At 49.6% G+C, this 25020-nt stretch carries 29 protein-coding genes; 8 read left to right on the forward strand and 21 right to left on the reverse strand.

The annotated features are described in order from the left end of the window. Positions 1-53 precede the first annotated feature (53 nt). The gene (locus BO18_RS24155) at positions 54-1754 is read right to left on the reverse strand and encodes a dicarboxylate/amino acid:cation symporter (RefSeq protein WP_034450237.1); all 1701 of its coding nucleotides are present in this window, start codon (positions 1752-1754) and stop codon (positions 54-56) included. A gap of 224 nt (positions 1755-1978) precedes the next feature. On the opposite strand from BO18_RS24155, the gene BO18_RS24160 reads away from it, so the two are divergent. The 4 genes from BO18_RS24160 to BO18_RS24175 all read left to right on the forward strand — a co-directional run bounded on the left by BO18_RS24160 (position 1979) and on the right by BO18_RS24175 (position 4627). Next, positions 1979-2569: a hypothetical protein gene (locus tag BO18_RS24160; protein WP_034450238.1), complete on the forward strand. Its 591-nt coding sequence runs from the start codon at positions 1979-1981 to the stop codon at positions 2567-2569. Between the two features lies 1 nt (position 2570). After that, entirely contained in the window at positions 2571-3725 is a 1155-nt protein-coding gene (locus tag BO18_RS24165; protein WP_034450239.1) for a DUF6765 family protein, read from the forward strand. Beyond that, entirely contained in the window at positions 3722-4255 is a 534-nt protein-coding gene (locus BO18_RS24170; RefSeq protein WP_034450240.1) for a hypothetical protein, read from the forward strand. The genes BO18_RS24165 and BO18_RS24170 overlap by 4 nt, the downstream gene beginning before the upstream one ends. 165 nt (positions 4256-4420) lie before the next feature. Continuing rightward, positions 4421-4627, forward strand: coding sequence for a hypothetical protein (locus tag BO18_RS24175; RefSeq protein ID WP_034450241.1), 207 nt, complete (start codon positions 4421-4423; stop codon positions 4625-4627). 689 nt (positions 4628-5316) lie between these two features. Here BO18_RS24175 and BO18_RS24180 read toward each other — a convergent pair. After that, positions 5317-5709, reverse strand: coding sequence for a hypothetical protein (locus BO18_RS24180; protein WP_034450242.1), 393 nt, complete (start codon positions 5707-5709; stop codon positions 5317-5319). Positions 5710-5817: 108 nt separating this feature from the next. After that, positions 5818-6732, reverse strand: coding sequence for an alpha/beta hydrolase (locus BO18_RS24185; RefSeq protein ID WP_034450243.1), 915 nt, complete (start codon positions 6730-6732; stop codon positions 5818-5820). Positions 6733-7119: 387 nt separating this feature from the next. Between BO18_RS24185 and BO18_RS33460 the strand changes: the two genes are divergently transcribed. After that, positions 7120-7590 carry a hypothetical protein gene (locus tag BO18_RS33460; RefSeq protein ID WP_051689118.1) on the forward strand — a complete coding sequence of 157 codons (471 nt, stop codon included), beginning with the start codon at positions 7120-7122 and terminating at the stop codon, positions 7588-7590. A 178-nt stretch (positions 7591-7768) separates the two neighbouring features. On the opposite strand, the gene BO18_RS24200 is transcribed toward BO18_RS33460, so the two are convergent. The 8 genes from BO18_RS24200 to BO18_RS24235 form a co-directional block, all read right to left on the reverse strand. Continuing rightward, on the reverse strand, positions 7769-8551 hold the full coding sequence (locus BO18_RS24200; protein WP_034450246.1) for a ZIP family metal transporter: 783 nt from the start codon (positions 8549-8551) through the stop codon (positions 7769-7771). Between the two features lie 2 nt (positions 8552-8553). Continuing rightward, positions 8554-10074 (reverse strand): ABC transporter ATP-binding protein, encoded by a 1521-nt coding sequence (locus tag BO18_RS24205; protein ID WP_034450247.1) that lies wholly within the window; start codon positions 10072-10074, stop codon positions 8554-8556. Further along, positions 10071-10766: an energy-coupling factor transporter transmembrane component T gene (locus BO18_RS24210; RefSeq protein ID WP_066738437.1), complete on the reverse strand. Its 696-nt coding sequence runs from the start codon at positions 10764-10766 to the stop codon at positions 10071-10073. Before BO18_RS24210 ends, BO18_RS24205 begins: the two co-directional genes overlap by 4 nt. After that, positions 10766-11368, reverse strand: coding sequence for an MptD family putative ECF transporter S component (locus tag BO18_RS24215; RefSeq protein WP_034450249.1), 603 nt, complete (start codon positions 11366-11368; stop codon positions 10766-10768). Before BO18_RS24215 ends, BO18_RS24210 begins: the two co-directional genes overlap by 1 nt. A gap of 15 nt (positions 11369-11383) precedes the next feature. Continuing rightward, positions 11384-13120: an ABC transporter ATP-binding protein gene (locus BO18_RS24220; RefSeq protein WP_034450250.1), complete on the reverse strand. Its 1737-nt coding sequence runs from the start codon at positions 13118-13120 to the stop codon at positions 11384-11386. Then, positions 13113-14894, reverse strand: a complete 1782-nt coding sequence (locus BO18_RS24225; protein WP_034450251.1) for an ABC transporter ATP-binding protein — start codon at positions 14892-14894, stop codon at positions 13113-13115. Before BO18_RS24225 ends, BO18_RS24220 begins: the two co-directional genes overlap by 8 nt. Positions 14895-15155: 261 nt before the next feature. Then, on the reverse strand, positions 15156-15578 hold the full coding sequence (locus BO18_RS24230) for a flavodoxin (protein ID WP_034450252.1): 423 nt from the start codon (positions 15576-15578) through the stop codon (positions 15156-15158). 32 nt (positions 15579-15610) lie between these two features. Then, the gene (locus BO18_RS24235; protein ID WP_051689119.1) at positions 15611-16153 is read right to left on the reverse strand and encodes a DUF3793 family protein; all 543 of its coding nucleotides are present in this window, start codon (positions 16151-16153) and stop codon (positions 15611-15613) included. 236 nt (positions 16154-16389) lie between these two features. Here BO18_RS24235 and eno point away from each other — a divergent pair, with 236 nt between their 5' ends. Beyond that, on the forward strand, positions 16390-17691 hold the full coding sequence (gene eno, locus BO18_RS24240) for a phosphopyruvate hydratase (protein ID WP_034450254.1): 1302 nt from the start codon (positions 16390-16392) through the stop codon (positions 17689-17691). A gap of 94 nt (positions 17692-17785) precedes the next feature. Here eno and BO18_RS24245 read toward each other — a convergent pair whose 3' ends face one another. The 4 genes from BO18_RS24245 to BO18_RS33465 form a co-directional block, all read right to left on the reverse strand. Continuing rightward, a complete protein-coding gene (locus BO18_RS24245) occupies positions 17786-18154 on the reverse strand; it encodes a metal-dependent transcriptional regulator (protein ID WP_034450255.1) in 369 nt (122 codons plus the stop codon). A 78-nt stretch (positions 18155-18232) separates the two neighbouring features. Then, positions 18233-18994 (reverse strand): alpha/beta fold hydrolase, encoded by a 762-nt coding sequence (locus BO18_RS24250; RefSeq protein ID WP_034450256.1) that lies wholly within the window; start codon positions 18992-18994, stop codon positions 18233-18235. A gap of 3 nt (positions 18995-18997) precedes the next feature. Continuing rightward, entirely contained in the window at positions 18998-19630 is a 633-nt protein-coding gene (locus BO18_RS24255; RefSeq protein WP_034450257.1) for an L-2-amino-thiazoline-4-carboxylic acid hydrolase, read from the reverse strand. Between the two features lie 19 nt (positions 19631-19649). Further along, on the reverse strand, positions 19650-20225 hold the full coding sequence (locus tag BO18_RS33465) for an L-2-amino-thiazoline-4-carboxylic acid hydrolase (RefSeq protein ID WP_051689120.1): 576 nt from the start codon (positions 20223-20225) through the stop codon (positions 19650-19652). A gap of 474 nt (positions 20226-20699) precedes the next feature. Here BO18_RS33465 and BO18_RS24265 point away from each other — a divergent pair, with 474 nt between their 5' ends. Together BO18_RS24265 and BO18_RS24270 are read left to right on the forward strand one after the other, a co-directional pair. Further along, the gene (locus BO18_RS24265; protein ID WP_034450258.1) at positions 20700-21080 is read left to right on the forward strand and encodes a metal-dependent transcriptional regulator; all 381 of its coding nucleotides are present in this window, start codon (positions 20700-20702) and stop codon (positions 21078-21080) included. Between the two features lie 167 nt (positions 21081-21247). Further along, positions 21248-21418, forward strand: coding sequence for a DUF362 domain-containing protein (locus BO18_RS24270; RefSeq protein WP_034450259.1), 171 nt, complete (start codon positions 21248-21250; stop codon positions 21416-21418). Positions 21419-21677: 259 nt separating this feature from the next. On the opposite strand, the gene BO18_RS24275 is transcribed toward BO18_RS24270, so the two are convergent. Genes BO18_RS24275 through BO18_RS24300 form a run of 6 tightly spaced genes read right to left on the reverse strand, consistent with a single transcriptional unit; the run spans position 21678 to position 25018 of the window. After that, positions 21678-22169, reverse strand: a complete 492-nt coding sequence (locus tag BO18_RS24275; protein WP_034450260.1) for a hypothetical protein — start codon at positions 22167-22169, stop codon at positions 21678-21680. Positions 22170-22181: 12 nt separating this feature from the next. Beyond that, entirely contained in the window at positions 22182-22982 is an 801-nt protein-coding gene (locus BO18_RS24280) for a class I SAM-dependent methyltransferase (RefSeq protein ID WP_242856603.1), read from the reverse strand. 32 nt (positions 22983-23014) lie between these two features. Next, complete coding sequence (locus BO18_RS24285) at positions 23015-23530, reverse strand: methyltransferase family protein (RefSeq protein WP_034450261.1); 516 nt, start codon at positions 23528-23530, stop codon at positions 23015-23017. A gap of 1 nt (position 23531) precedes the next feature. Further along, positions 23532-24245: a DUF6796 family protein gene (locus BO18_RS24290; protein ID WP_034450262.1), complete on the reverse strand. Its 714-nt coding sequence runs from the start codon at positions 24243-24245 to the stop codon at positions 23532-23534. 15 nt (positions 24246-24260) lie between these two features. Next, positions 24261-24773, reverse strand: a complete 513-nt coding sequence (locus BO18_RS24295) for a hypothetical protein (RefSeq protein WP_034450263.1) — start codon at positions 24771-24773, stop codon at positions 24261-24263. Further along, positions 24770-25018 carry a heavy-metal-associated domain-containing protein gene (locus tag BO18_RS24300; protein ID WP_034450264.1) on the reverse strand — a complete coding sequence of 83 codons (249 nt, stop codon included), beginning with the start codon at positions 25016-25018 and terminating at the stop codon, positions 24770-24772. Before BO18_RS24300 ends, BO18_RS24295 begins: the two co-directional genes overlap by 4 nt. Positions 25019-25020: the final 2 nt, after the last annotated feature.

The following is a 25020-nucleotide window of genomic DNA, read 5'->3' on the forward strand; positions in this document are numbered from 1 at the left end:
GGGGGCGTGTTTTCGTAATGGCGGCGGATCAGGTTTTCGGGAACGGCAAAAACTCACTTCTTCTTATACACGTCCAGATCGACGAGCCCTTCGTTCCTTGCGACGATCAGGGCGGCGGCGACGTCACCTGTCGTGTTGGACATCGTCGTGAACATGTCGAAAAACGGATATATGCCGATGAGAATGCCGACCGCCTCGATCGGTACACCGATTGACTGCAGCGCAATGCCCAGACAAACGATGCCGACACCGGGAACGCCCGGAGCGCCGAGCGAGAGCAGCACGATCGTAAGAAGGAGCGACAGCAGCATCGGGAGCGTGACGTTGATCCCGTAGCCTTTCGCGAGGAAGAGCGTGCCGATCGTAAGGAAGATGCAAGAGCCGTCCATGTTGACCGTCGCGCCCAAAGGGATCGAGAAATTGCAGACCTTCGGCGAGATTCCGAGCTTTTCCGTGCATATCCTGAGGTTCGTCGGCATCGCGGCAGAGCTCGATGAGAGCGCCATGCTGGTAAGCATGCCTTCCTTCTGCTTCCTGTAGAACGTCAGCGGATTGAGCCTGCCGAAGATCAGGATGAGCAGGCCGTATGAGACGAGCATGCAGAAGATGCCCAGATAGAATGTGCCCGCCATGCCGAGTATCGACTTGAGCGAATTGATGTCGGTGTTAAGGATTATGAGCGCGATTGAGCAGAAGACCGCCACCGGAATGAAGCGCGTGATCATGGTGGTGATCGTAAGGAACAGCGAGTTCAAAGCCTCGAAAAGCTCCTGCAGCATCTTTGAATATTTGCCCAGCACCGCAACGGCAATGCCGGTCAGCACCGCAAGGAATATCAGCTGCAGCGTGTCAGCCTCAAGGAAAGGCTGCACGATGTTCGACGGAACGATGTTTACTATCGTGTTGAGGATCGACGTGTCCGCCTCTGCGATCGTGTCTTTCTCTGCCGCAAACCCTATGAACTGGCCGAACTTTCCGGGCGATATCGCGAAAGAAAGTCCCGACGCCAGGAGCACCGCTATAACCGTCGTCGTGATGTACATACCCATGACCTTGGAGCCGATCCTGCCGAGCTCCGAGAGGTCCCTGAACTGCGAGATGCACGTGACTATCGAGAAGAAAACGACTGGCGCGATGACGATCTTCAGCGCATTCATGAACATCGTTCTCACGGGCGTCAGCGCATATTCCGAAATGCCCGACGCAACATCCGCCGGCACGAGGAACTTCAATATGAGGCCGGCTGCCAGTCCCGCAAGAAGGGCGATCACGGTCCTCATGATCATGGCCTTCCCCTCCTGCCCCGTCGCAATGCGCGCACGGTTCACGCCGTCCTTGTGCGAGAACTTGAACAGCTCGCCCAATGACTTCATGATGATGGAGCTTATGGCGTATCTTGATTCGGTGTCGGTGTCGGCGGTAGCGCCCTGTTTTTCGGCACCTTTGGCAGAACCACCCTGAATTGCCGCGCTGTTTGCGAAAGGATCGAAAGACTCACCCTCGCACGTTATCCGGATCACCGCGTCGCCGATGGATTTCTTTACGCGGACGGCCAGGGACGTTCCCTCTTCCGGGGCGTGGAGAATCATCTGCACCGCCATCTCTTCGCTCAGGAGCACGCACTTCATGGCAAGCTTCCTGTCGGTGCCGAGCGCTTTCAGGCACTCCTCAACGAACTGCGTGCACTGAGAGACCGCCTTCGGGTCTTTGGTATCGAAGCTCTTCTTGATGTCCATGAAATGTTTTTTCGACATGACGTTCCTCTTTAGGCGCCGCGGCGCTGGTTTTTATAGCCTTATTATAGCTTTTATTTGCCGAATGACTCAATCCGTCGGGTGGGGTGGGCCGCAGCGGACTCCTCCCGCCCACCTTTCGCGACAATGAAGTATAATTTACAGGATACCTGTCACCGAAAGGAGCCTGCGCGCGGAAGACGCGGGCACGGAAAACGGACGGAACGTGGAGAACACACGAAAAAGTGGAAAATGCAGAGAACATTAAGAAAGCAGGGCCGGCAGCCTCAGTCGATGCCACCGGCACAACATCACCCGCGCCGGCCGGCACGGACATCCTGCAGAACGATCCTGAATCCATAAAGTTCAGGCGTGATTCGAATACCCTGGTCATACTGGGGATCGGCGTCATAATGTTCGCGTTCTGGAGCATCATCAAGCTGCTCATGCAGTTGCTGCTGAACATAAAGATCTTCCCGGAAGATCTTGAAAAAGAGTACGGTCCGTTCATTATATTGATCTCGATGGTAATTCTCGTCATCATAATGGCGGTCGATGTGCTGATAAGGCTTTTCGTGGGACTCAGAGCGTGCCGCGACGGGCGGGGCGTTAAGGTCAGCAAAGCATATCTGATATTTAATGTGCTCCTGATAATGGGCTCGCTGGTATCGGTATTTTTCGTCCTTCAGAGCATTGAGAGCGCTGAAGGGGATTTCATAGACAACTACATAGGTCTCCTCATGGAGCTTTCTTCGCTGTTCGTATCAGTCGAAGTGCTCCTGGCGGGAATAAGCGTCAGAAGATACAGGCGCAGGATGAAGGAAGGGAGAAAGTAGCTTGCAGGCGGATTTTCACTACTATGCGACATACTGCGCGGCTTATCTGGCAGGCTACACACACGAGGAGGCGCTCGCGGTGTGCTACAGCGACCAGATGGTCGACTGCTGCACGAAAACGTTCCTCAAGTCCATTTCCGCGACGGTCCATGCCGCCACTTCGCAGACACAGGCAGAGCTCGTCGACATGAGGTCGGACATCGTAAGCCTGCAGGACATCACGAGGATCTGGGCATCGTTCCACTTCCTGCCGAAGGATCTGTACGCGAAAACACCGCGCGCGACAAGGGACTACAGAAACAAGTACAGGCTTATATGCGGCCCGAACGGCACGCTGGTCAAGGAAACCGTCGAGCTCGCGAAAGACAGGAGCCTGCAGGCGGTTGGGATCGCGATGCATGTTCTGGCGGACACCTGGGCGCACAGGAATTTCGCCGGGACGCCTTCGCTGGTAATAAACAACACCGACGACAACTTTTTCGAGATAATGCCGGACGGCTCGGTCCGGAAGATATCGTTCAAGCACAGCCCGGGCGCTGCCGACGACATTGAGAACGGACAGTTCAACAGCACGGTCTTCAACCTAAGCGAAAAGAACATCCTGAACCTGGGGCACGGCCACGCCGGGCATCTGCCCGACTACAGCTTCATGCGCTACAAGTACCTGCCCGCCTGGGACAACTACAGGGAGTGCCTGAAGGACAACCCCTCCGACTACTACCACGCCTTCTGCCAGATGATCTACGCGATGAAATACCTGAGAGGCTGGGAAGAGGTTTTCGAGACCGGAATATACGACGAGGAGACCGCTGAGCCCTATAAGGACAGGATAATGTCCATCCTGACCGCGCGAAAAGAAGACTCCTCCGAAGACTGGAAGGCCTTCGGCGAGGAGCTGTCCGGGAAAAAGATCCCTGATTTTGACGTGAACGCATTTACCGGTGAGTACAAGATAATGCCGCCCGACATGCGCGACAGGTCATTCCTCGGCAAGTTCATCGTGGCGGCTATGGCTCAGAAGAGCATGATCACCAACAAGATATACAGCTCCGGCAATATTCTCGCCGGAGTCTCGATAGACTACGACAAGCACGGATTCAGGGGCATACGCGACTACATGAAGCTCGTCAAGGAAAGCCGGAGGCTGAAGACATGAGCAAATCGAGACGCGTGTGGAACATAATATATGCGATTTTCGCGATCCAGGGCGCGCTGTTCCTGATGATGGTGCCCGAGATCGCCTTCATCATCCTCGCCATTGGCGTCGGCCTTGACCTCACCTACTACGGCCTGAAATACCTCATCTATTACCTGACGCACGCGCAGCACATGATCGGCGGCAAGAGGATAATGCTGATAGGGCTCCTGATGCTCGACATGGGCGTTTTCGCGACCGTGCTCTACGACCAGGCGCAGACGATCGTGATCATATACGTCGTGGCCGGACACCTGGTCGCCGCGGGTCTGAACTTCGTCCGCGCGTTCGGAAACAAGCGCGACAAGAATCCCGGCTGGAAGATCGACCTCGCCCAGGGCATCGGAAATTTCGCGCAGGTCGTTCTGTGCCTCGTGTTCATCAAGAATGTCGGCATCCCGGTCTACATATACTGTATCGGTGTCATCTACCAGTCCGTCCTGAAGATCATCACGTCGTTCAAGCGGACAGCGATCGTGTACGTGCAGTAAGGCTCTTTTTCCGGTCGATTTCAACTTAAGAATAACCGTTTTTCGATGGGACACACCATGTCCCATGCCCGAAAACAGGGCTTTTGAGACAGTCCGTGTCCTTTAACCCACCCTCCCGCAAGGCTATCATCAGGCCATAACAAAACCCGAGAGGAGAAACTCAAAATGAAAAACACAACATCAAACATCATCAAGATCATCGTACTCGCAGTACTCGGCATCACAGCTATTACATCCATACTGATCTCAATGTTCGGCAACGTCGATTCCAACCTCCCGCTTCAGATCGGTCTGGGCTGCACAGGACTTGCAGGTGTGATCACAATGGTTGATATGATAATCAAGAGCAGAAACAATAAGGCTGAGAACTGAGGTTTGGGAGTATTAAGCGAGTTGTAAGTCGTAAGCACCACCGAAAGGAGTGAACCCCTGAAGTTGGACAGACTTCGGGGGTTCACTACAGAAAGGTGCGTCTAAAAGGGCGAGGTATCGGAATTGAGGGATTTGCCCCGATTTCGATACCTTTGTTTTTCGCAAGATATCGTAAATGAAGATTTTTCCCCAAAAACGATATCTTGGCTCTTCGGAAGGTATCGTAAATGAAGATTATTTCCCCGAAAACGATATCTCGGCTCTTCAGAAGATATCGTAAATGAAGATTTTTTCCCGAAAACGATATCTCGGCTCTTCAGAAGATATCGTAAATGAAGATTTTTTCCCGAAAACGATATCTCGGCTCTTCAGAAGGTATCGTTTTTGAATACTTTTCCCCAAAAATATCTCAGAGCTGAAATTATCCCATAGGGAAGTTTTTCGAGACTTTGGGATAAAAATAGAGCGCGGAATTATCCCGCTGAGCCATTTTTCGAGACTTTGGGATAAATTTTGAGATTGAAATTATCCCAAGATGAGATTTTCTTGCAGTTTGGGATAAAAAACGGGCCGGAAATTATCCCAAATGAAGGATTTTTGAACTTTTGGGATAATTCCACCTTCGAAAATTATCCCGCGGAACCAATATTTCACGGTTTGGGATAATTTCGCCATGTATGGCCGGGGTACTACTTCCTCTTGAACACCATCGTCATCTTGTCGCTGTCTTCACCGACCTCATAGGTCATGGTGTTGCCCTTGACCGTGACTGTCGCGAAAGTATACCCGCCGCTCGGCAGGTTGAACTCATATTGGCCGCCGCCCAGGTCTTTAAGCTCGAGCTCTATGACGATCGGCTGTTTCGCGTAAGTGGTATTCAGCGTATAAACAACACTGTTGCCGGTGATCTCATACTGTTCGGCAACGCCGACATCGCTCAGTTCATCCCCGGACATGCTCACACCGGCAGCATCGATCTCCTTGGTCAGGACCCATGTTCCTTCAATGCCCTTGCCGCATCCTGCGAGCACGAAAAGGCCCAGCATCAGTATCGCAATAAATGAAGTGACTCTCTTAAACATCCGTAAATCCCCTCTTTGAATGATTTTACAACCCGGTCTTGGCAATCCTCAGCCGGCGGCGAATGCCCATATAACCCCGGCCGGCTGACAGACGAATGACATTATACCTCAGTTTCCGGCTCTTTCATCCCACTTCTTCATGACGCTGACCGAGCGCGAGACCACCTTGTAGCTGGCATCGCCGTCCATCCTGTGGTTCGCGCCCTCGATCACGACGACCTCACAGTCGGGAAAAGCTTCCACCGCCTCGTCGAAGCAGTGCGGGTCCTCGCCGAAGCTCCCGGCCGTGCCCGTGATGATGACCACCGGGATGTTGCACTTGGTTATCAGGGGATAGATCTCCGTCGTGATGGTCTGTTCGTACTCGAAATCCATGAACTGGGCGGCGTAAAAGCTCGGATCGACCAGGATCAGGCCCTTTACCTCGTCCTGACGCATTGTTCCTGCGAAAGACGTGACCAGGCCGCCCATGCTGTGCCCGTAGAGATAGATGTTCGAGAGGTCGACTTCGGGGAAGAATCTCATCGAATCCATGACGGCGTAGAGGTCTAAGACCTGCTCGTAGATGAAGTCGCCGAGCCACTCGGGATCGTCGTAGGACGGCGGCGGCGCGCCGTTCTGGCACTCAAACTCGATCACGGCATAACCCATGTCGCTGTAATCGCTTGCCTTTCCCGAATACCTTCCGAGCCTTGCGTACAGGCCGCTCGAAATGATTATGGTCTTGAAAGGTCCCTCGCCTTCCGGGACCGTGATCTTGCCGTAGAACGGGTTTCCGTCGCGGTAGAACGTCACGGGGCGGGTCCTGCCTTCAGCCTCGCTGACCTGAGGCTTATATACCTTATACTTGAATTGAGGGAATTCTTCCTTTATCTCTTCTTCTATGGTGGTCTCGACAGTCGTTTCAGTCTCTATCTTGGCACGGTAGCCCGCCGGTGTTTTCCGCATGTCGCTGCACGAGGCAAGAAGAGCCGCCGCAAGGACGGTTGTAATGGCGATCTTGAATTTCGAGTTTTTGTTCAAAGCTTTGTACCGGTAACCTGTCCTCAGGATCTTTGCGGATGCGCACGGTGGAACGCATCGGTTTTTCGAGCAATGAGCGTGATGGGCTCATCAGTTTTTCGGACAATGCGTCATCCGCATCAGTTTTTCGGACAATGCGTCGTCCGCATCTGCCATTCAGTTTGCTTCTTTTTATGGCTCAGGTCAACAACTCCGAACGGGAAAGCCTGCCGCAAAGCACAACATCAGCTTCAAATCCAAAACTTTTTTCAGTTTAAGCAACACACCCTGCCCGGAGTGTTGCTTAAGCGTCAGAAAGCCCCGTGATTACTGATTGTTGGTGCCCCTTGCGATTGCCATAATTGAGCCATCAAACAAAACAACACGCCAATTCAGGAGGGCAAAAAAATGAAGAAGACAATCGCAACAGCTACAGCAACAGCAATCGTAACAGCAATAATCACAATCGCATGCTTCGCAGGATGTGCAAAGAAGGAAACAACCAAATCGACAGCAACAGCTTATCTCCATCAGGACGAAACAGTCTCAGTAGCAACAGTAGATCTCTCAGACGGCTATTCCGTTGAATTCACCAGAGGCGCCATCTACCTCTACGACAAGGAAGTTGAAGAAAACACCGAAGCAGTCGCGATCGGCATGGTTCTCGAGCAGGAAGCATATGACGATTACCTCAAGGCAGCACAGGGATCAGCAAACAAGAAGGAAATCTCCGGCGGCATCATCTATGAGTCAGACAGCGGCCTGATGTTCGTACGCACCGCAAACGATTCCGTTAACTTCTGCCTCTTCGCCGAAAACGCCACACAGGCACAGCTGGAAAAGTACGCCGCAAGATTCGAACTGGCACCCGAGATCTGATAAGACACGGATGTTAACCCTTAAATAACACATTATCCCCCATTAACTGTTCCCCATATCTTCCGGAAGGCTGTCTCGAAAACAAAGAGGCAGCCTTTTGGTATTTACGCGTGTTCTGTGTTTTCCAGCCGCGCGGAATTCAAATAGCGGAAAACAAATAGCCGGATGCAAAAAGCGGTCACCCCAACGCCACGTCGAGCGCCATCATGAGGCTGAAGCCGATTGCAAATGAGACGACGCCGATATTGGAATGCTTACCCTGGCTCATCTCGGGTATCAGTTCCTCGACGACGACATAGAGCATCGCGCCCGCCGCAAATGAGAGAAGATAAGGCATCGCGGGAACCACGAGACCGGCAATGAGCACCGTGAGTCCTCCGAAAACCGGTTCGACGGCGCCTGACAGGACGCCCAGGACAAAGGATTTCGGCTTGCTCTTGCCCTCCGAAAACAGCGGCATCGAGATTATCGCGCCTTCGGGGAAATTCTGGATGGCGATTCCGAGCGCAAGGGCCAGCGCCGCGCCCGCGGTTATGTTTGCCGAGCCGTTCATGAGGCCCGCATAGACAACGCCGACAGCCATTCCCTCAGGTATGTTATGGAGCGTTACCGCCAGAACGAGCATTACGGTGCGTGTCAGTTTGCTTTTCGGACCCTCTGTCTGGTTGATCCCGGCATGAAGGTGCGGGATGATGTGGTCCAGTAAGAGCAGGAACAGGATGCCGAGCCAGAATCCGATAAACGCGGGAAGAAACGCAAAGCGACCCTTGTCCGAGGACTGCTCGATGGCGGGAACGATGAGGCTCCAGATGGATGCCGCGACCATGACGCCGGCTGCAAATCCTGTCAGGGCGCGTTTGATCCCGTCCTTCAGATCGTTCTTGAGGAAGAATACGCACGCGGAACCTGCCGCAGTGCCGATAAAGGGTATCAGAAGACCCGTAATTACTGTCTTTAACATTGTTAAACCCTCTTAAGATAGCCGAGTTTGCCGTTTTCGATGCACAATACATAGTCACAGCAAAGATCGATGAGTTCGGGATCATGAGTTGCCACAAGTACAGTATTACCCGACCGGGAAAGGGTTTTCAAGAGCCCGCCGACCTTTTCCATGTGCGAGAAATCAAGTCCGGACGTCGGCTCGTCGAAAAGCATGAGCTTTGCATCGGCAGCAATCGCCGAAGCTATGGCCACCCTCTGTTTCTGTCCGCCGGACAAGGCCATCGGATGCTTTTCCCTGAACTCAAGGATGCCGAGATCTTCCAGGATCCGGCTGCAGCGGTCCTTATCCTCTTCTTTCATGGACAGCATGACTTCCGACTCGACGCTGTCGGTGAACAGCTGGTGGTTCACATCCTGCATGACCATATAGCTGAATTTCAGGCGCTCTTTGCCTTTATAGGTCTTCCCGTCTGCCTCGATCGTACCTTTGCACTCCTTTTCAAGGCCGCAAACGCACTTCAGGAACGTGGATTTGCCTGTGCCGTTCTTCCCTATTACGCCGATAACGGCTCCCTTAGGAAGTACAAGGCGCGGAATGTTGAGGCTCAGGTTAGGATCGTTTTCGGAAAAGCTCTTCTTCCAGAAAAGATACGGGGTCCTGTGATATGCGAAAAAGAAATCCTTCAGGACAATGCCGTCTTCCGATTCGGGAAGTGCATCGACCCTGTCACAACCGTCCGCACAATCTTCCATTCCGCAGTCACCGTCGCACGAAGGGGACAGGATATCGGAAACAACAAGGGGCCTCAGCTTCAGCTCACTGACCGTCCTGCTGTCAAAAGAGGAAAACTCAGAGCCTCTCCACTCGTGGGCGATCTTTCCCGAATCCATGTAGATGACACGGTCGACGATGTCTTTGAGGTACCAGAGCCTGTGCTCGGATATGACGATCGTCTTTCCCTGATTCTTCCACTGCACGATCTGATCGTGAAGCTTGACGATGGCGCCCTGGTCGAGATTGGACGAGGGTTCGTCCAAAAGTATTATCTCAGGCAAAAGGGCCGACACGGACGCGCACGCTATGCTCTGTTTCTCGCCTCCCGAGAGCTCGAAAAGACTTCTTCCCAGAAGCTTTCCGATATTCATCTCGTCAACTACCATCTGCTTGCGTTCCAGGATGGTCTTGGGGTCAAGTCCTATGTTCTCCGGTCCGAAAACGATCTCACCGTCAGTATCGACAGAAAAGAACTGGCTTCTCGGATTCTGGAAAACGGTGCCTACAACACCCGCGAGTTCATAGAGCTCAGTCTTGCCGATATCGCGTCCGGCAACGGTGACGCTGCCATTCAGGTCACCCTGATAGTAGTGCGGGATGAGGCCGTTGATGAGCCTTATCAGCGTGGTCTTGCCGGAGCCCGAAGCGCCCGTGAGGAGCAGCGTCTCCCCTTTTTCGACCTTAAGGGACGCATCGTTCAGGAGCCCTTCGGAAGAACCCTTGTATTTAAAGTTCACATGCTCAATGTCGATGATGATCTCATTCATAAGAAGTACTTGAATACAACGAAAACAACGGCAACCGCCGTGAATGCGGTTATCAAAAGCCAGTCCCACACGCGGAGTTTCAGTTTCTCCACACTGGTCCTCTTTACATTTCCTCCGAGTCCTCTGGTAATGGCGGCGGCAGAAAGTTCATCGCCGATGTTCACGCACGAGAACAGGAGCGGGATCATGCGGTATTCGATCATCTTCGCAGCGTTTCCTCCGCCAAAGGAGATGCCGCGCATCCTCATGGCGTCGCTTATCGACGAGTATTCTTCTTTTATCGTCGGAAAGAATCTCATGACAACGGCCAGGGATATCGTGATTCCGTCAGGCAGATGCATCCGCTGCATCGCCGACATGAACTCGTCGATCTTCGTGGTCCTTACCACATACCAGGCAGTGATGAAACACGGCATGAACTGGACGACTATACCGCTGTATCCGGTCAGAAGTGACTTGAATATGCCCGTGGAATCTTCCGACAGGAAAGCGAAAGTCAGCACTAGCGCCGCCGTGTAGAGAAAGATGAATCCGAGTGCGCTCGTGTATCTTTTCTCTATGACCAGAAGGATTATGGGTATCAACGTCATTACGATCCTGACGCCCCAAAGGAACGGTGTCGTCGCGCTCATCATGACGACCGCCGAGACGATCAGTATCATGTAGAGCTTTGTCCGCGGATCGAGCTTCATCAGACTATGCCGGCCTTCTCGAAATGCTTCTTGACGACAGCCTTGCCGATCACGGCTCCGATCAGTCCGAATACGAAGCAGAGGACGAGCAGGACACCTATGGTCTTGTAGTTGATCGCAAGGAAGAGATTATTGCAGTATTCCATCGAATATCCGCCGTCGATAAGATCCTGGCGGTATGAGTCCGCTGTTACGACGACCGGGAAATAATTTGCGCAGATCCAGAGGCAGAAAACGCCGTAACTGAACATTGTCTTCTTGAAGCTCTTGTATTTTCCTGACTTTGCGATGAGATCTGCGACAACGCCCGCACCGATGATGAGAGGTGCGCCCAGGAAGCCCATTCCCGTTACGAACATGATGATGGCGATTAGTACCGACATGATGGTGATCATGCCGAACTTCTGGACCTTCGTGTAAAAGAGCATCATGGGGATCGCTCCGACCAGCGGGATCATAATGACATATGATGCGACGATGAACGGATGGATATAACCGAGCATTCCGCATGCGAATTCGACGACGAATATGATCGCTGTGAAGATGCCGACCGTGATGAAGTCTTTTGCTTTTAACTTGTTTGAACCTGTTTCCGTACTCATATTTCCATTCTCCTTTTATGCGATCTTCCAGCTTACGGCCTGTTTCCTTCCGGAAACGAAATTCCTGTATATGCCGTCCTGTCTCATTAGCTCATCGTGTTTACCCTGCTGAACGATCCTGCCCTTGTCGATGACAACGATCTGATCGGCATTTCTTACCGTCTTTAAACGGTGCGCGATCATGATGATCGTCTTTTCCCTGGTAAGGTTTCCGATGGCTTCGGTTAACTCTTTCTCATTCTCCGGATCAACATTTGCGGTAGCCTCATCGAGAATGATTATCGGTGCATCTTTCATGATCGCCCTCGCTATCGCTATCCTCTGCTTCTCACCGCCTGAGAGCGTTGCGCCGCCTTCGGCAACGACCGTCTCATATCCGTCAGGCAGTGACATGATGAAGTCGTGGCAGCGTGCTTTTTTCGCTGCGGCGATAACCTCATCCATTGAAGCTTCCGGACTTCCGAACTTTATGTTGTTGGCGATGGTGTCTTCGAAAAGATAGACTCTCTGGAACACAAAACTGAAGTTCTCCATCAGGGAATCAAAGCTGTAATCCTTTACGTTTCTTCCGCCAAGCGTGACCTCTCCTTCATCCACATCCCAGAACCTTGCGATGAGTGAAGTGATGGTCGTCTTGCCGCCGCCCGAAGGACCGACGATCGCGGTCGTCGTCTTCTCTCTGATATCGAGTGTCACATTATCTATGATCTTTCTGTTCTCATATGCGAAGCTTACATGCTCAAGATGGATGTCCCTGTTCGCAGGTCTGATGTCTTCTCCGTTAATATCCATCTGCTCAATGGCAAGGATCTCGTTTACAAGGTCGACGCCTCTTCCGATGATCTTCAGGAGTGCCGTGTAGATGCCTGCGGAATCCAGTGCCTCAAATATCATGAACGAAGCCATGAGCATCGTGATAAGGTAATTAAGTTCCATCGTTCCCGTGAAGTAGAAATAAAGAGAAGCGCCTGCGATCACAACGCCCGAGAGCTTGCAGATCATCATCTGAAACCCTACTGCGGGAATTGCCGTGGTCTCGGCAGTGATGTCTGCATTCTTTTTCCTCTCGACACTTCTCGCGACCTTTGAGGAGTTCTGCGAGAAGATATTGTAATTTCTTATCTCCGCGATACCCTGAATGAATTCCAGGATGACGCCCACCATCTCCCGGTCCGCCTGTATCTTCTCATCAGCGACCACTGCGATCCTTTTGTTGGTAACTGTATTGACCATCAGGAAGATGCCGATGCAGATAAGGGATATCACTCCGATCCTCCAGTCAAATACGAACATTCCGACTGCAATTACACTTGTAGTAATGCTTCCCTGAAGGACCATCATGATAGCTCTTACGGCGATGTCGCTCATCTGTTCAAGAGTGTTGGTCGTGACAGAGGTGATGTGACCCAGGCTCGTATCGTTGAAATAGCCCATGGGCAGATATCTTAAATGCTCACCGATCTCAATACGCTTAAGGCAGCAAGTATCGTAACCTGCCTCGCACTGTTTCATCTGGGAGAAACGGTTTACGACCATCTTTCCGACCGTGCTTGCGAGCATAAATCCGATCACGAGAATGAAATCTTTTGCTTCGATCCTATCACTCAGGATCGCTGTGATGGCAAAGAAAGCAGCCGGGATCTTGAGCGCGCCGAACAACGCATCCAGCACGCCAAGAAAGACTGAAAGATAGAATTTGTCCCTGTTCTTTTTCGAGCAGAAATCAAAGAATTTCTTAAGCATCTTAAGCATATGCGTTCTCCTTCCCGAAAACGGAAGCAGTCTTATCTTCCGCTTCATCCTTTACCATGCTGTGCGCTTCCCACATCTTCCTGTAGAGACTGCAGTCCGAAAGGAGTTCATTGTGCGTGCCGACTGCTTCGACATTGCCGTCGTTTATTACATAGATCTTGTCTGCGTCTTTTATGGTCGAAAGCCTGTGCGCTATCACGATAAGTGTCCTGCCCTGCACGAGCTTTGCGACACTCTCCTGAACGAGCGCCTCGTTCTCCGGATCCGTATAAGCCGTGGCCTCATCCATTATGATCACCGGCGCATCCTTGAGCATTGCCCTTGCGATGCATATCCTCTGACGCTCGCCCCCGGACAGGTGTCCGCCCGCTCCACCGACCTCAGTATCGTAACCGTTTTCAAGTCCTAGGATGAATTCATGACATCCCGTAGCCATTGCGGCGCCTATGACTTCTTCATCGGTCGCACCCGGTTTTCCGAGTCTGATGTTTTCTTTTACGGACATGTCGAAAAGATAGTTATCCTGTGCGACATATGCGATCTTCTGCATGTAGTAATCGAGCGGAAGTTTTGTTATATCGACACCGCCATATGTGATCGTTCCCGAATCGACATCCCAGAGCGAATCGATGAGTCTTGCGACCGTACTCTTGCCCGTGCCTGAAGGGCCGACCATCGCAGTTACCTCGCCCTGCTTTATCTCCATATTGATACCGTGGAGAACTTCCTTGTCTTTATATGTGAAGTGAACATCTTTGAGCACAATATCAGAACCCACGGGTTCTTCGGTGACTTCCGAAGGTCTTATCATTTCCTTTCTCTCAAGGATCTCCGTTACCTCGCCGAAGATCGTTTTCATCTTCGAAATATCATCGCTGTATGAGAATGCGGTGATGAGAGGTGCGATGAGTCCCGCAGAGAGTATGATGCATGTGATGAATCTCTCCGGAGAAAGACTTCCGTTCTTTACCAGGAGCAGTCCGACGGGAAGAACGCCAAGGAAGGTGGCGGGTGTGAAGCACATGGTTCCCGACTGCCACCAGATGCATTTTCTCATCCATCTGATGAAGCAGTCAGCGCCTTCCCTCGCGGCATTAACGAATTTCTCGTATGAACTGCCGGTCTTTCCGAAGGCTTTGATTACTTCGATCCCGTTTATGTATTCGACCGCAGTATCGTTGAGATACTTTGTCTTCTGCACCGTATATTCGAACTCGCCCTGGCTCTTAACCATCATGACAGCCGCACAGGTGATACCTACGACTACTGATATGAGATTTGCGAGACCTACGCGCCAGTCCAGAGTAAGCATATATATAAACATTACTATCGGAAGCAGGATATTCGCGGTGAATTCCGGAATAATGTGCGCGAGCGTCGTTTCTGTTGAATCAACACGCTCGACGATAATGTTCTTATAACTTCCGCTGTTGTCGTCAAGTACAGAGCCCAAAGGGATCTTAGAGAGCTTTGCACACAAGTCCTCCCTGATTGTTCCCAATACGGTAAACGTCGCAACGTGCGACAGCGTGGTCGACAGATTGTGCATCAATATCCTTATTACCCACACAACAGCTATTATTACGATCTGCTTCAGATAGTAGCCTGCATCGCTGTTCCCGTTCAGGAGATTTCCGACAATGTCCGCTATTATCAGATACGGCACAAAAGATGCCGCGACTCCGACTATTGCCAGAGTGACGCTTCCGCCATAGTAACTTTTCTTGCGTCCCGCGAATTCCAGGACCCAGGAAAGTACACCCCTTTTCTTCATATATTCACCCCCGTTGATCGTTTTGAACTGCAGATCATGTCTGCACAATCGGTTAGCATTGGCTAACTATCAATTTATTTTTATACCCCACATGATGTGGGGTTATGAATGAGTTCTATTTAATTTGGTTAGCCGTCGCTAACATTATCATCATAAACAGTTGTTGTCAATCCTTGTTTTTCGAAACAGTAACGGAGCTGCCCCTATACAGAGACAGCTCCGATGCTAAAAGGAGTTTTATGACATAATGATTATGTTTTCTTATACCAAAGCTGCTCCGAGTGCTTTGCATTCTGCAACAGCGCTGTCGTCAGGCTCGTTATTAGCCATAACGGATCCCGTTGCCAGAACGGCACCTGCTGCCTTGCATCTGCCTTCCCAGTCTCTCATCCACTGACCGTCACCCCAGCCATATGAGCCGAAGAGCGCGATCTTCTTATCCTTAAGGGATGACTCGACAGAAGTGAACATGGGATCGAATTCCGATTCCTCGAGAACCTCGGCACCCATTGCCGGACATCCGAATGCGATGGCATCGAATTCAGCGACCTTTGCTGCGTCGAATTCAGCGGAAGTCAGCAATACTGCTTCCGCACCTGCGGACTTGATGCCCTCCTCTACGGCCTTTGCCATAGATTCAGTGTTTCCCGTACCGCTCCAATATACAACAGCTACTTTACTCATATAAAAACCTCACAACATTTTATTAACAGCGCTCAGACAACGAGTTGCTCGAGCGTTCTGCCCTCTTCCAGCATGCGGCTGTATTCTTCTGTGCACTTCCTGTACCTGATGAATTTCCGCCTCGCATTATCGGCATCCGAATAGACTTTCCAGTAACCGACAGCACAATACCCCTCATTCGGATTGTTGATGAAGCCGTCGACATCCGTAGGCGGGTATCCCAGAAAGAGTCCGATCTCGTGAGGAAATGCAGGAGATGTATTGAGCCTCCTCACGAGATCAACGACACACTTGTCAGAGTTACTGACGGGATAACCGAACCTTTTGAGGATACTGACTGCTTTCGGGTCCTTAAGATCCCTGTCGAGCATTTCGGGTCTGTAGAGGTAGATCAGAGCATGAGTGTCACAGACCTTCAGAGGAATAATGCGGATGCCTTTTTTACGCATGGACCTGTTAAAAGCAGTTATGTCCTGTCTGTAATCGTCAGACGAAAAATGCAGAGTAAACAGACTTCCGGTCTTTATGCCGGCCAAGGTAGGTGCGCAAAATCTTACGATCTGGTCTTCTGACATTTTCGTCTCCTTTCGGTTAGCCGTTGCTAACTGTAACATGATACAGGCTCATTGTCAATCGCTCAAAAAGCCTGTTTTTCATAGGGTTATTCATTTGATTGACAACCGGCTCAAGCGTGTGTTATAGTTTCTGCGGTTAGTGGTGGCTAACCGCGAATAAATCATGGACCCGCCGGATCAATCTCCTATTCATTCATGTCCGGCGGGATATGATATGCCCGAAAGGAAAAAATAATATGACAGAACTCATCATCGAAAATGTAATCGGAAGAGAGATCCTCGACTCCAGAGGAAATCCTACCGTTGAAGCGGAAGTAACGCTCATTGACGGCACAGTTGCGACTGGCTGCGCACCGAGCGGCGCCTCCACAGGCGAATTCGAAGCCCTGGAACTCCGTGACGGAGACAAGTCCAGATATCTCGGCAAAGGCGTTACAAAAGCAGTAGAAAATATTAATACGACGATCGCTGACGCAATCATCGGTATGGACGCTTTCGATACATACGCAGTAGACAAGGCAATGATCGAGGCAGACGGCACAAAGGATAAGTCAAATCTCGGTGCAAATGCTATCCTCGCAGTATCCATCGCCACCGCAAGAGCAGCCGCAAAGGCACTCGACATCCCGCTCTACAGATTCTTAGGCGGCGCAAACGCAAACAGACTCCCCGTCCCCATGATGAATATCTTAAACGGCGGTGCTCATGCTGACAGCGCAGTCGACACACAGGAATTCATGATCATGCCCGTAGGCGCTCCTTCTTTCAAGGAAGGCCTCAGATGGTGTGCCGAGGTATTCCATTCATTAAAGAAACTCCTCAAGGAAATGGGCGACGTTACCGCAGTAGGCGACGAGGGCGGCTTTGCTCCCAACAGCCTCAAGAGCGACGAGGAAGCCATCGAGAAGATCCTCGAAGCCATCAAGGCAGCAGGCTATGAGCCCGGCAAGGATTTCATGATCGCCATGGATGCGGCATCCTCCGAGTGGAAGAGCGAGAAGGGCAAGGGCTTCTACAAGCAGCCCAAGTCAGGTAAGGAATTCACATCAGACGAGCTCATCGCTCACTGGGAATCCCTTGTCGATAAGTACCCCATCATCTCCATCGAAGACGGTCTTGACGAGGAAGACTGGGAAGGCTGGCAGAAGATGACAGCAAAGATCGGCAATAAAGTCCAGCTCGTAGGTGACGATCTCTTCGTAACCAACACTGAGAGACTTGCAAAGGGCATCGAGCTCGGTGCAGGCAACTCCATCCTCATCAAGCTCAATCAGATCGGCTCTGTATCCGAGACTCTCGAAGCCATCAAGATGGCTCACGCTGCAGGATATACGGCCATCTCTTCCCACCGTTCGGGCGAGACCGCAGATACTACCATCGCAGATCTTGCAGTTGCACTTAACACATGCCAGATCAAGACGGGTGCTCCTTCAAGAAGCGAGAGAGTTGCCAAGTATAATCAGCTCCTCCGCATTGAAGAACAGCTCGGGGATGCAGCAGTCTATCCTCAGATGAAAGCATTCCACATCAAGAAGTAATCCTCCTTACACGCGACTTTATAGATGAAGAACCCGGCTCTTTTCACGTTGAGGGCCGGGTTCTTTAATGGTCAATACTTAAAATGAAATGCGGTTACTTTCCGCCGTACTCTTTCCTGTGTTTCTTTAAGGCCTTGAAAGTCTTGTCACTAATTACATGTTCGATGCGGCATGCGTCTTCTTCTGCAGTCTTCATGTCGACACCCAGTTCCATCAGAAGTTCGCTGATGACAACGTGTCTCTCATAGATCTTCTTTGCGATCTTCAAGCCTTCTGCAGTAAGTGTGATATATCCCTGCTCATCGATAACGATATACTCACCGTTCTTAAGGATTCCCATTGCACGGCTTACGCTCGGCTTGGAAACATTCAGATGCTTTGCAACATCCAAAGAACGGACGGGTGCCCCCTTCTTGGAAAGTACGAGAATAGTCTCAAGATACATTTCACCTGATTCCTGCATAGCGAAAACCTCCTCAAATGATTAGAACGATTTTACCATACTAATCCGACGAAGGCGAAATTATCCTTAAGACAGGTATCAGATGCCCATGAATTCATCGACAGCCTTGAGTACAGGATCGGAATACTTGGGACCGCCGAACAGCCACTGCTCATGCTGCATGTCAAATTCCCTTATGTCGGGATCGCGGAAATATTTGAGATAACGCTTCTTATACTTCTCACCCATTTTCTTTGCATAGATAAAATGAGCCGTCGTCCCTTCGACATGAATGTCTTCTTTAAGACAGGTGATCAGGTCAGTATAAAACTCGTTCTTGATCGACTCCGTACTGAATCTCGTAAATGATTCAAGAAACATCTCTGCCGTTTGTTCGTCCATCTCGAAAAGTTCGACAAACTTCTTTTTGGCCTTTTGTTTTTTCTTCTCGTTCTTTGTAAATCCCGTAAGTAGAGGAGTTACCAGTGCAGACTTGAGTTTTGCTGACACCACGCCGCTCTGATCGAGATCAGGACTTCCGAAAATGCCATGGTCCATATGGATATTTTCACGCATGATGAGCTGACCCACAAAACTGCTCCCCAATGATGAACCGAGCGCTCCGTCGATCCTGCTGCCGTGGTTTTCCTGAATGTATTTCTCGATCTTTCCGGTCACGGTGATCATGTCAGGGAATACTGAATCAGCGCCGTCAAATCCGTCGTAATTCACGCAGATGAGATGATATTTCTCCGCAAGCCTGTCGATGACCGTGCTGAAGTTCATCTGCCAGTCACAGCATGTTCCCGGAAGGAGCATTAGTGTCTTGCCCGACATGTTACCTGTTTCAACAAATTGCATCCGTCATGTCCTCTTTTTATATCCGCAGTCACAGTACGGACCGCCTGATGCGAGAGTGTATTCTCTTACGAAGTTTGAAGCACCGCCCAGATCGCTCATTACATAATCAAGATGGCACATCGCGGGAACATATTCGAAAAGGCCGTGCTCCTTCATGAGTACGCATATACCGCATTTGAAGAACCTTGCTTCGTAACCGCTTCCGTCTTCATACGGGATGTAATCCATGTTCCAGGAATAAGGATTGCGGTCGGCAGCTTTAAGCTTTGCCGTTGCCTTCATGGATGCAATGTCTTTATCAGAGAACTTATTCTTTCCGCTCTTTTTGCACATCTTCTTTAAGAACGGTACAGTCATCGCGTCCTCATAATACCTTGTCACCTCTGTCACATCAGGTTTTTGCGGAAGATAACTCAGAAAAGATATCAGCATCGCGCAGTTAACAATATTCGTCTTGAACCTGTCTTCCTTCTCGAATTCGGGAAGCTTTTCTATTATCCGCCTGTATTCGGGCTTGGCTTTAATCCTTACCAGCTTTGCTTCTTCTTTTGTCAGTCCGAGATCATTTACCAGGTTCTTTTCAAAAGAACTTTTCAGCAGCAGCCACATTCCCATTGGTAATCCGGAGTATTTCATTTGTTTCTCTGAGTGTGCTTCACTTCCTGTAGAAATGGAAGTCGCAGCATTCTCCTCCTTTTCCAAGTGTCTGAGTCCTTGTGAAGCCCAGTTTTTTCAGGTCTCCGTAGGTAATGTCATCAACATCACAAAATGCCGGACACAGCTCGGGGCATCCGAATTCCCTGCAGGCATTGTGCCAAAGACAATCGGTGATCGTTATGTTGTAGTAATCTTTTCCTTCTTCCTGAGTACTCTTCTGGAGATCTGTGGTCCTCATGATCTTCAAAAATGACCTGCTGTAAATCCTGTAGAAACCGGGTATTATCTCGAGAACCGCTGTGCTTTTATGCTTCTGCGTCCCGATCACTTCGACCATGTATCTGTGAGTCAGTTCATATGCACTTCCAGACAATTTGTCATCTGCCTTAAGCGCCTTGTACAATGCCACGCGCGGCAGGATCGTCTTAGTCAGTGTCTTATACTGATTGGGTGTTCTGCCTCTAAGAGAATCAACACAATCAGAATAGACAGACGATTGGACTTCAAATATCCTTTCCGAATCGTCTGCTATGACTTCTCTGAGCCACTTGTGAATCTGTTTCTGCTGATCCATCCGGCACCTCAATTTGGTTACACATCGCTAACTTCTGACCTATTCTATCATCTTAAGTTAGATTATGCTAACCGAATATGCACAAAAAAGTCCGGAGTTTTTACCTCCGGACTCTCCTTTATGATGTTAAGAATTGAAAAGAACATCATTTAGATCGAGACAGATAGAAGTGTTGTCTACTCAACACGCGCTATAGATACCGAACCGTTTTCAACAACACCCGGACTCTATATTGATGCCTCAATCGGTTTTTTATGGCATGTATTTATTATAACGTATATTCCCACCAGTTCAATAGGTTTTTATATTTTTCAACACGATTCGTGTATTTTGTTTGAGAACAACACTGGTCGATAATGATGCATTGATACTCGGCTTCGAATTCGTGACCGTTCCGATATTCTCATGGAATGCATTGTGTGATAAACTGCTTCAGTAAGCCGTGGCTAACCGATATGACGAAGGAGCTTTCGTATGCTTTTAATGGAATCAGGTGAAATGTATCTCGAGGCCTTGTATGTTCTCTCACTGGAGAATGAACTGGTCAGAGCTATCGACGTCGGTGAATACCTGGGATACTCCAAACCTTCTGTAAGCAGGGCTGTCAGTCTCCTTAAGAGTGAAGGATTTATAAGAAGAGATGACCGCGGCTTTTTGTATCTGACCGAAGCCGGTGAGATAATCGGAAAGAGCGTATATGAACGCCACATCGTTCTTACCGATCTTTTTATGATGATGGGAATTGATGAAGATACCGCGAATAAAGATGCCTGCCGTGTAGAACACTATATATGCGATAAGACTTTCGAAGCAGTCAAAGCTTATGTAAAAGAACATAAACAGGAATCCGCATAAAGGCCTGTACACTGCTCCTTAATGATCAGGGATCTTATTACAACATCATCGCAGGTTAGCGTCAGGTAACGTTTAGTAAACTATGAGTTAAATCTTCCCGCAAGTTATTGAAGACCTGCCTTCCAAATGAAATAATCAAATCACTAACTCAAAAGGAGGATCTTACTATGGCATATGTAATTTCTGATGCATGCGTATCTTGCGGCACCTGCGCTGACGGTTGCCCCGTCGGAGCTATTTCCCAGGGTGATACACAGTACAACATCAATGCTGATGTTTGCGTATCCTGCGGTGCCTGTGAAGCATCCTGCCCTGCAGGCGCTATCGCTGAAGGCTGACATAAGTATTCATAAATCCTTATCAGATTACGGGGACCGCGCTGAAAAGCAGGTCCCTTTGCTTTCCCTTTTCATAACGTTTATATAAATGTAAGGATCAATGCACCAATAAGACAACATACCGGGATGATAATGCATTGTCTTATCTGTTGTTTGCGGTTATAACCAAACTGTTTCCAACCGATGCAGTTTTTTGTCTCAGGAAAATAGTGCTGAAAAAACTGTGTCTTCGTCAGGAGAATATACCCTCCTCAGATTATCAGAACATAGTGCAGATCCACGCTATCAATGCGCAGACGGGAATATAGACAATATAATGGATGACGTGTGTCCATTTGTTGTATCCGAACATATGACGTCCGACGATGTCTTTGACTTCAGGATAGTATCTCGGGAAGAAGTTTGAATTGCACAAAAGCACCCAGTCGAAGAAAACGATATCAAATGTTTCCATGCCATAGAGCATGATGATGAACCTGATAAAAAACTGCAGAAATCCGAAGCCGTTTCTGACTCCATCCCAGCCACCCAATATGAACGCCGCAGGATACATCAGAAATGCAAAGATGATGATGAACCAGCCTATTACATGTGCGCCTTTGAAACGCTCCTTGCGGTCAGGAATAACCTTAAGGATATCTTTGTGAGCGGAACCGAAAAACCGCTTATCCTGGATAAATGCTACTCCGCCATACAGGATAAGGAAATATGCAGCCATGAGCATCAGCGTTGTTATTACCGTAATGACCATGAGCGCTACTCCTTATTTAATACCATAGATGAGTCCGGCATCCTTTATCATCCAGGGAGCAGTTACGAAGTTTGGTACAAGATCCGTCTTCTCGATATTCGGAATGTAATAGATCTCGCTGACAATCCCGCTGCGTTTCAGCTCTTCGCAAAACTCATTCATGTCACCGTAAAGAGCTTTCTGTCCGAACATATCCTGGAATGCGAATGAGCCGCCTTTTTTCACCACGCGGAGAGCTTCCTTGACGACTACTCTCTTGTCAGATACTGAACGCACTTCGTGGAATACAAAGTTGCTTACCGCACCGTCGAAAAAGCCGTCTGCAAAATCAAGCTTTGCGGCATCTCCTTTCTGGAAAAGCACTCTGCCGGATACGCCCTCAGCTGCGGCATTTTTCTCGCACTGTTCCTTGGCATAACTCCATTCGGCGCCCCAGTAATCTATACCGGTGACATGGATATTCGGAAAAGTCTTCAGCATTCGGTTTGTGAGTGCGGCAGCCCCGCATCCTATGTCGATGATGCGGCCTTCCTGTTCTTTATCCCATGGAAAATGATCTACAAGGAACTGATGGATGGCGCCCATTACTCCTCCGCCGTTAAAATCGAAAAGAGCTTTGCAGCGCTGCATATAGACCGTCATCGCCAAAGCCGCAAGCGCTACAACGAGAAGTATGATCCCCGGTATCTTTGTCCTGAGGAATATCAGCAATGCAACCGCTGCGGCGGTTATTATGCATGAAACCGTCCACATCATCCTCAGCATCGCTGCGGGCACCCAGTTGCCGTAGTCGGCGCTCCTGTTCATTTCCATGTTTTCATCCTCCTAAATATTTGAGCATTCTTTTATTTGCCGGAGTTATTTTTTATTCTCTTAAACGGGATGAGTCTGTTTACTTTTGCCTTGTAAGCAGCATATTCAGCACCGTAAAGATCAAAAAGCCATTTCTCTTCGGTATTCTTCAAAACAACCGTCAGGATCAGCCATTGAACAGGCAGCGGTATGAGGAGCCACAGGTTGTGCCATAAGAGCAAAAGACCTATGTTGATGAACCACACTCCGACATACATGGGGTTCCTGACCCATGCATAGATGCCGCCTGTCTGAAGCTTATTGTTCTCAATGTGTTCGTCCATCTTTGAGCCGAGCGCGCCCATATACCAGATAAAGATCCCGAGAGGAATGAAGATGATTCCTAATACTCTGAATATCCATGCCCAGACACCTTCAAGAATGCCTGAACTTAAGACATTTCCCGACATGATGAGTCCCGCTATGGAAAGTAAGGATATGCCGCTTATAAGATACGGTCCTATTCCGAATAACGGAAGTTTCTGACCTTCTTTGGTGTAGTTTTTCATGTCACTTCTTCGCCTTTGCTTTCTTCATCATTAAGAGAAGTCCCAGATATGTCCAAAGGCTTCCCAGGCTGATCCAGCCCGTGCCTATCGCATTTGCAGCCTCACTGTTTCCGAAAAACCTGGTTACGGCGACGATCACAAGTCCTGATGCGATAGAGAAGATCCAGCACCACTTCGGGTAAGGCGTGTAACCTTTCGCAAACGCAACGATCTGTACGATTGTCGTCAGCAGAAAAAACACCAGGAAGACGGCTGTTACGGGTACGAGAAAATACAGAGCAAACTTGATCGTGCCGTCTGATGAGGCCGAAGGATCCAGTCTGTGGATCGAATTAAGATGGTAAACGGTCGCGCAGCAAACAACATGGCAGAAGCTTCCGAACGTGAGCATTCCGAAAAGTCCGCTCCTGTAGATGTGCGCGAGTTTTTCGTTACTGTTTGCGATAAGTCTGTATATTCCGAAATAGCAAAGACACTCGACGGGAATTCCGATAAGTCCCAATATCGCGGATCTGACGATGCGGTCATCCGACACGGTAAGATATCTTGAAAAATACTGCTCCATTCCGGAAAGAGTGCTGTCTGCAACACCCCAGCCGAGGATAAGATCACCGGCAAGTCCCATAAGGGCAGCCACGATGCCTATCTTGAACAGATGTGAGATCCTTTCCCAGTCAAGTTCTTTGCTGATGCCTATGTCATTATATCCGCTCATGTTTTTGCTCCTCCTTTAACCGAAGATAAGCTTCATCAGGTTTACAACACCTGCCGTTATGAGTCCTGCCAAAGGGCAGCACGTAAGGGGCCAGATGATAAGGTGTTCGGGCAGAGCCGACTTCATCCATTCCTTAAGTTCCCATGCCTTGCAGTTTTCGGCGCCTTTGATGAAACCTCTCATGTTTTTCGTTATTGCGCGGAGCAGGCAGTCGAGGATCAGGAGATCTCCGAAATTTACAAAGAGCATCTCTATGTAGCCTGTCCAAAAGAGATTCCAAAAGCCTTCAGTACCTGAGAAATAAGTGCTTACACCGAAAAACAGAAATACAAACAGATATATCGCGGTAAGTATCACGGCCATCCTGCGGACTTCTTTCTTATCCACATAAGGAGCGGCTGCCTGTTTTATCTCTTTCGGGAACATCGTGCTGTAAGCCTGAGGCATGACAAAAGAAAACATGCCTGCACTGAAGTTGAAGAACAGGCTCATCGCAAGTCCATCGAGGATAATCCTGCTGATGATCATCCGAACAGTCCTTTCTTTTCATAAGGTTCCGTCACGATGCCTATAAAGCCGTAACCTGTGTCTTTTACCGCCTTTTCGATCACCGCTTCGTCTGCGGCAGAGTCACTAATAAACGTTGCTTCCTTTTTCGCGCGGGATGCCTTGACCTTCTTCGCGGAAGGAACGGCTTTTCTTATGGCATCACAAATATGAGCCTCACACATCCCGCACATCATTCCGTCCACTTTAACCGTTGTCCTGTACATGA

The organism is Butyrivibrio sp. AE2032 (genome assembly GCF_000702965.1).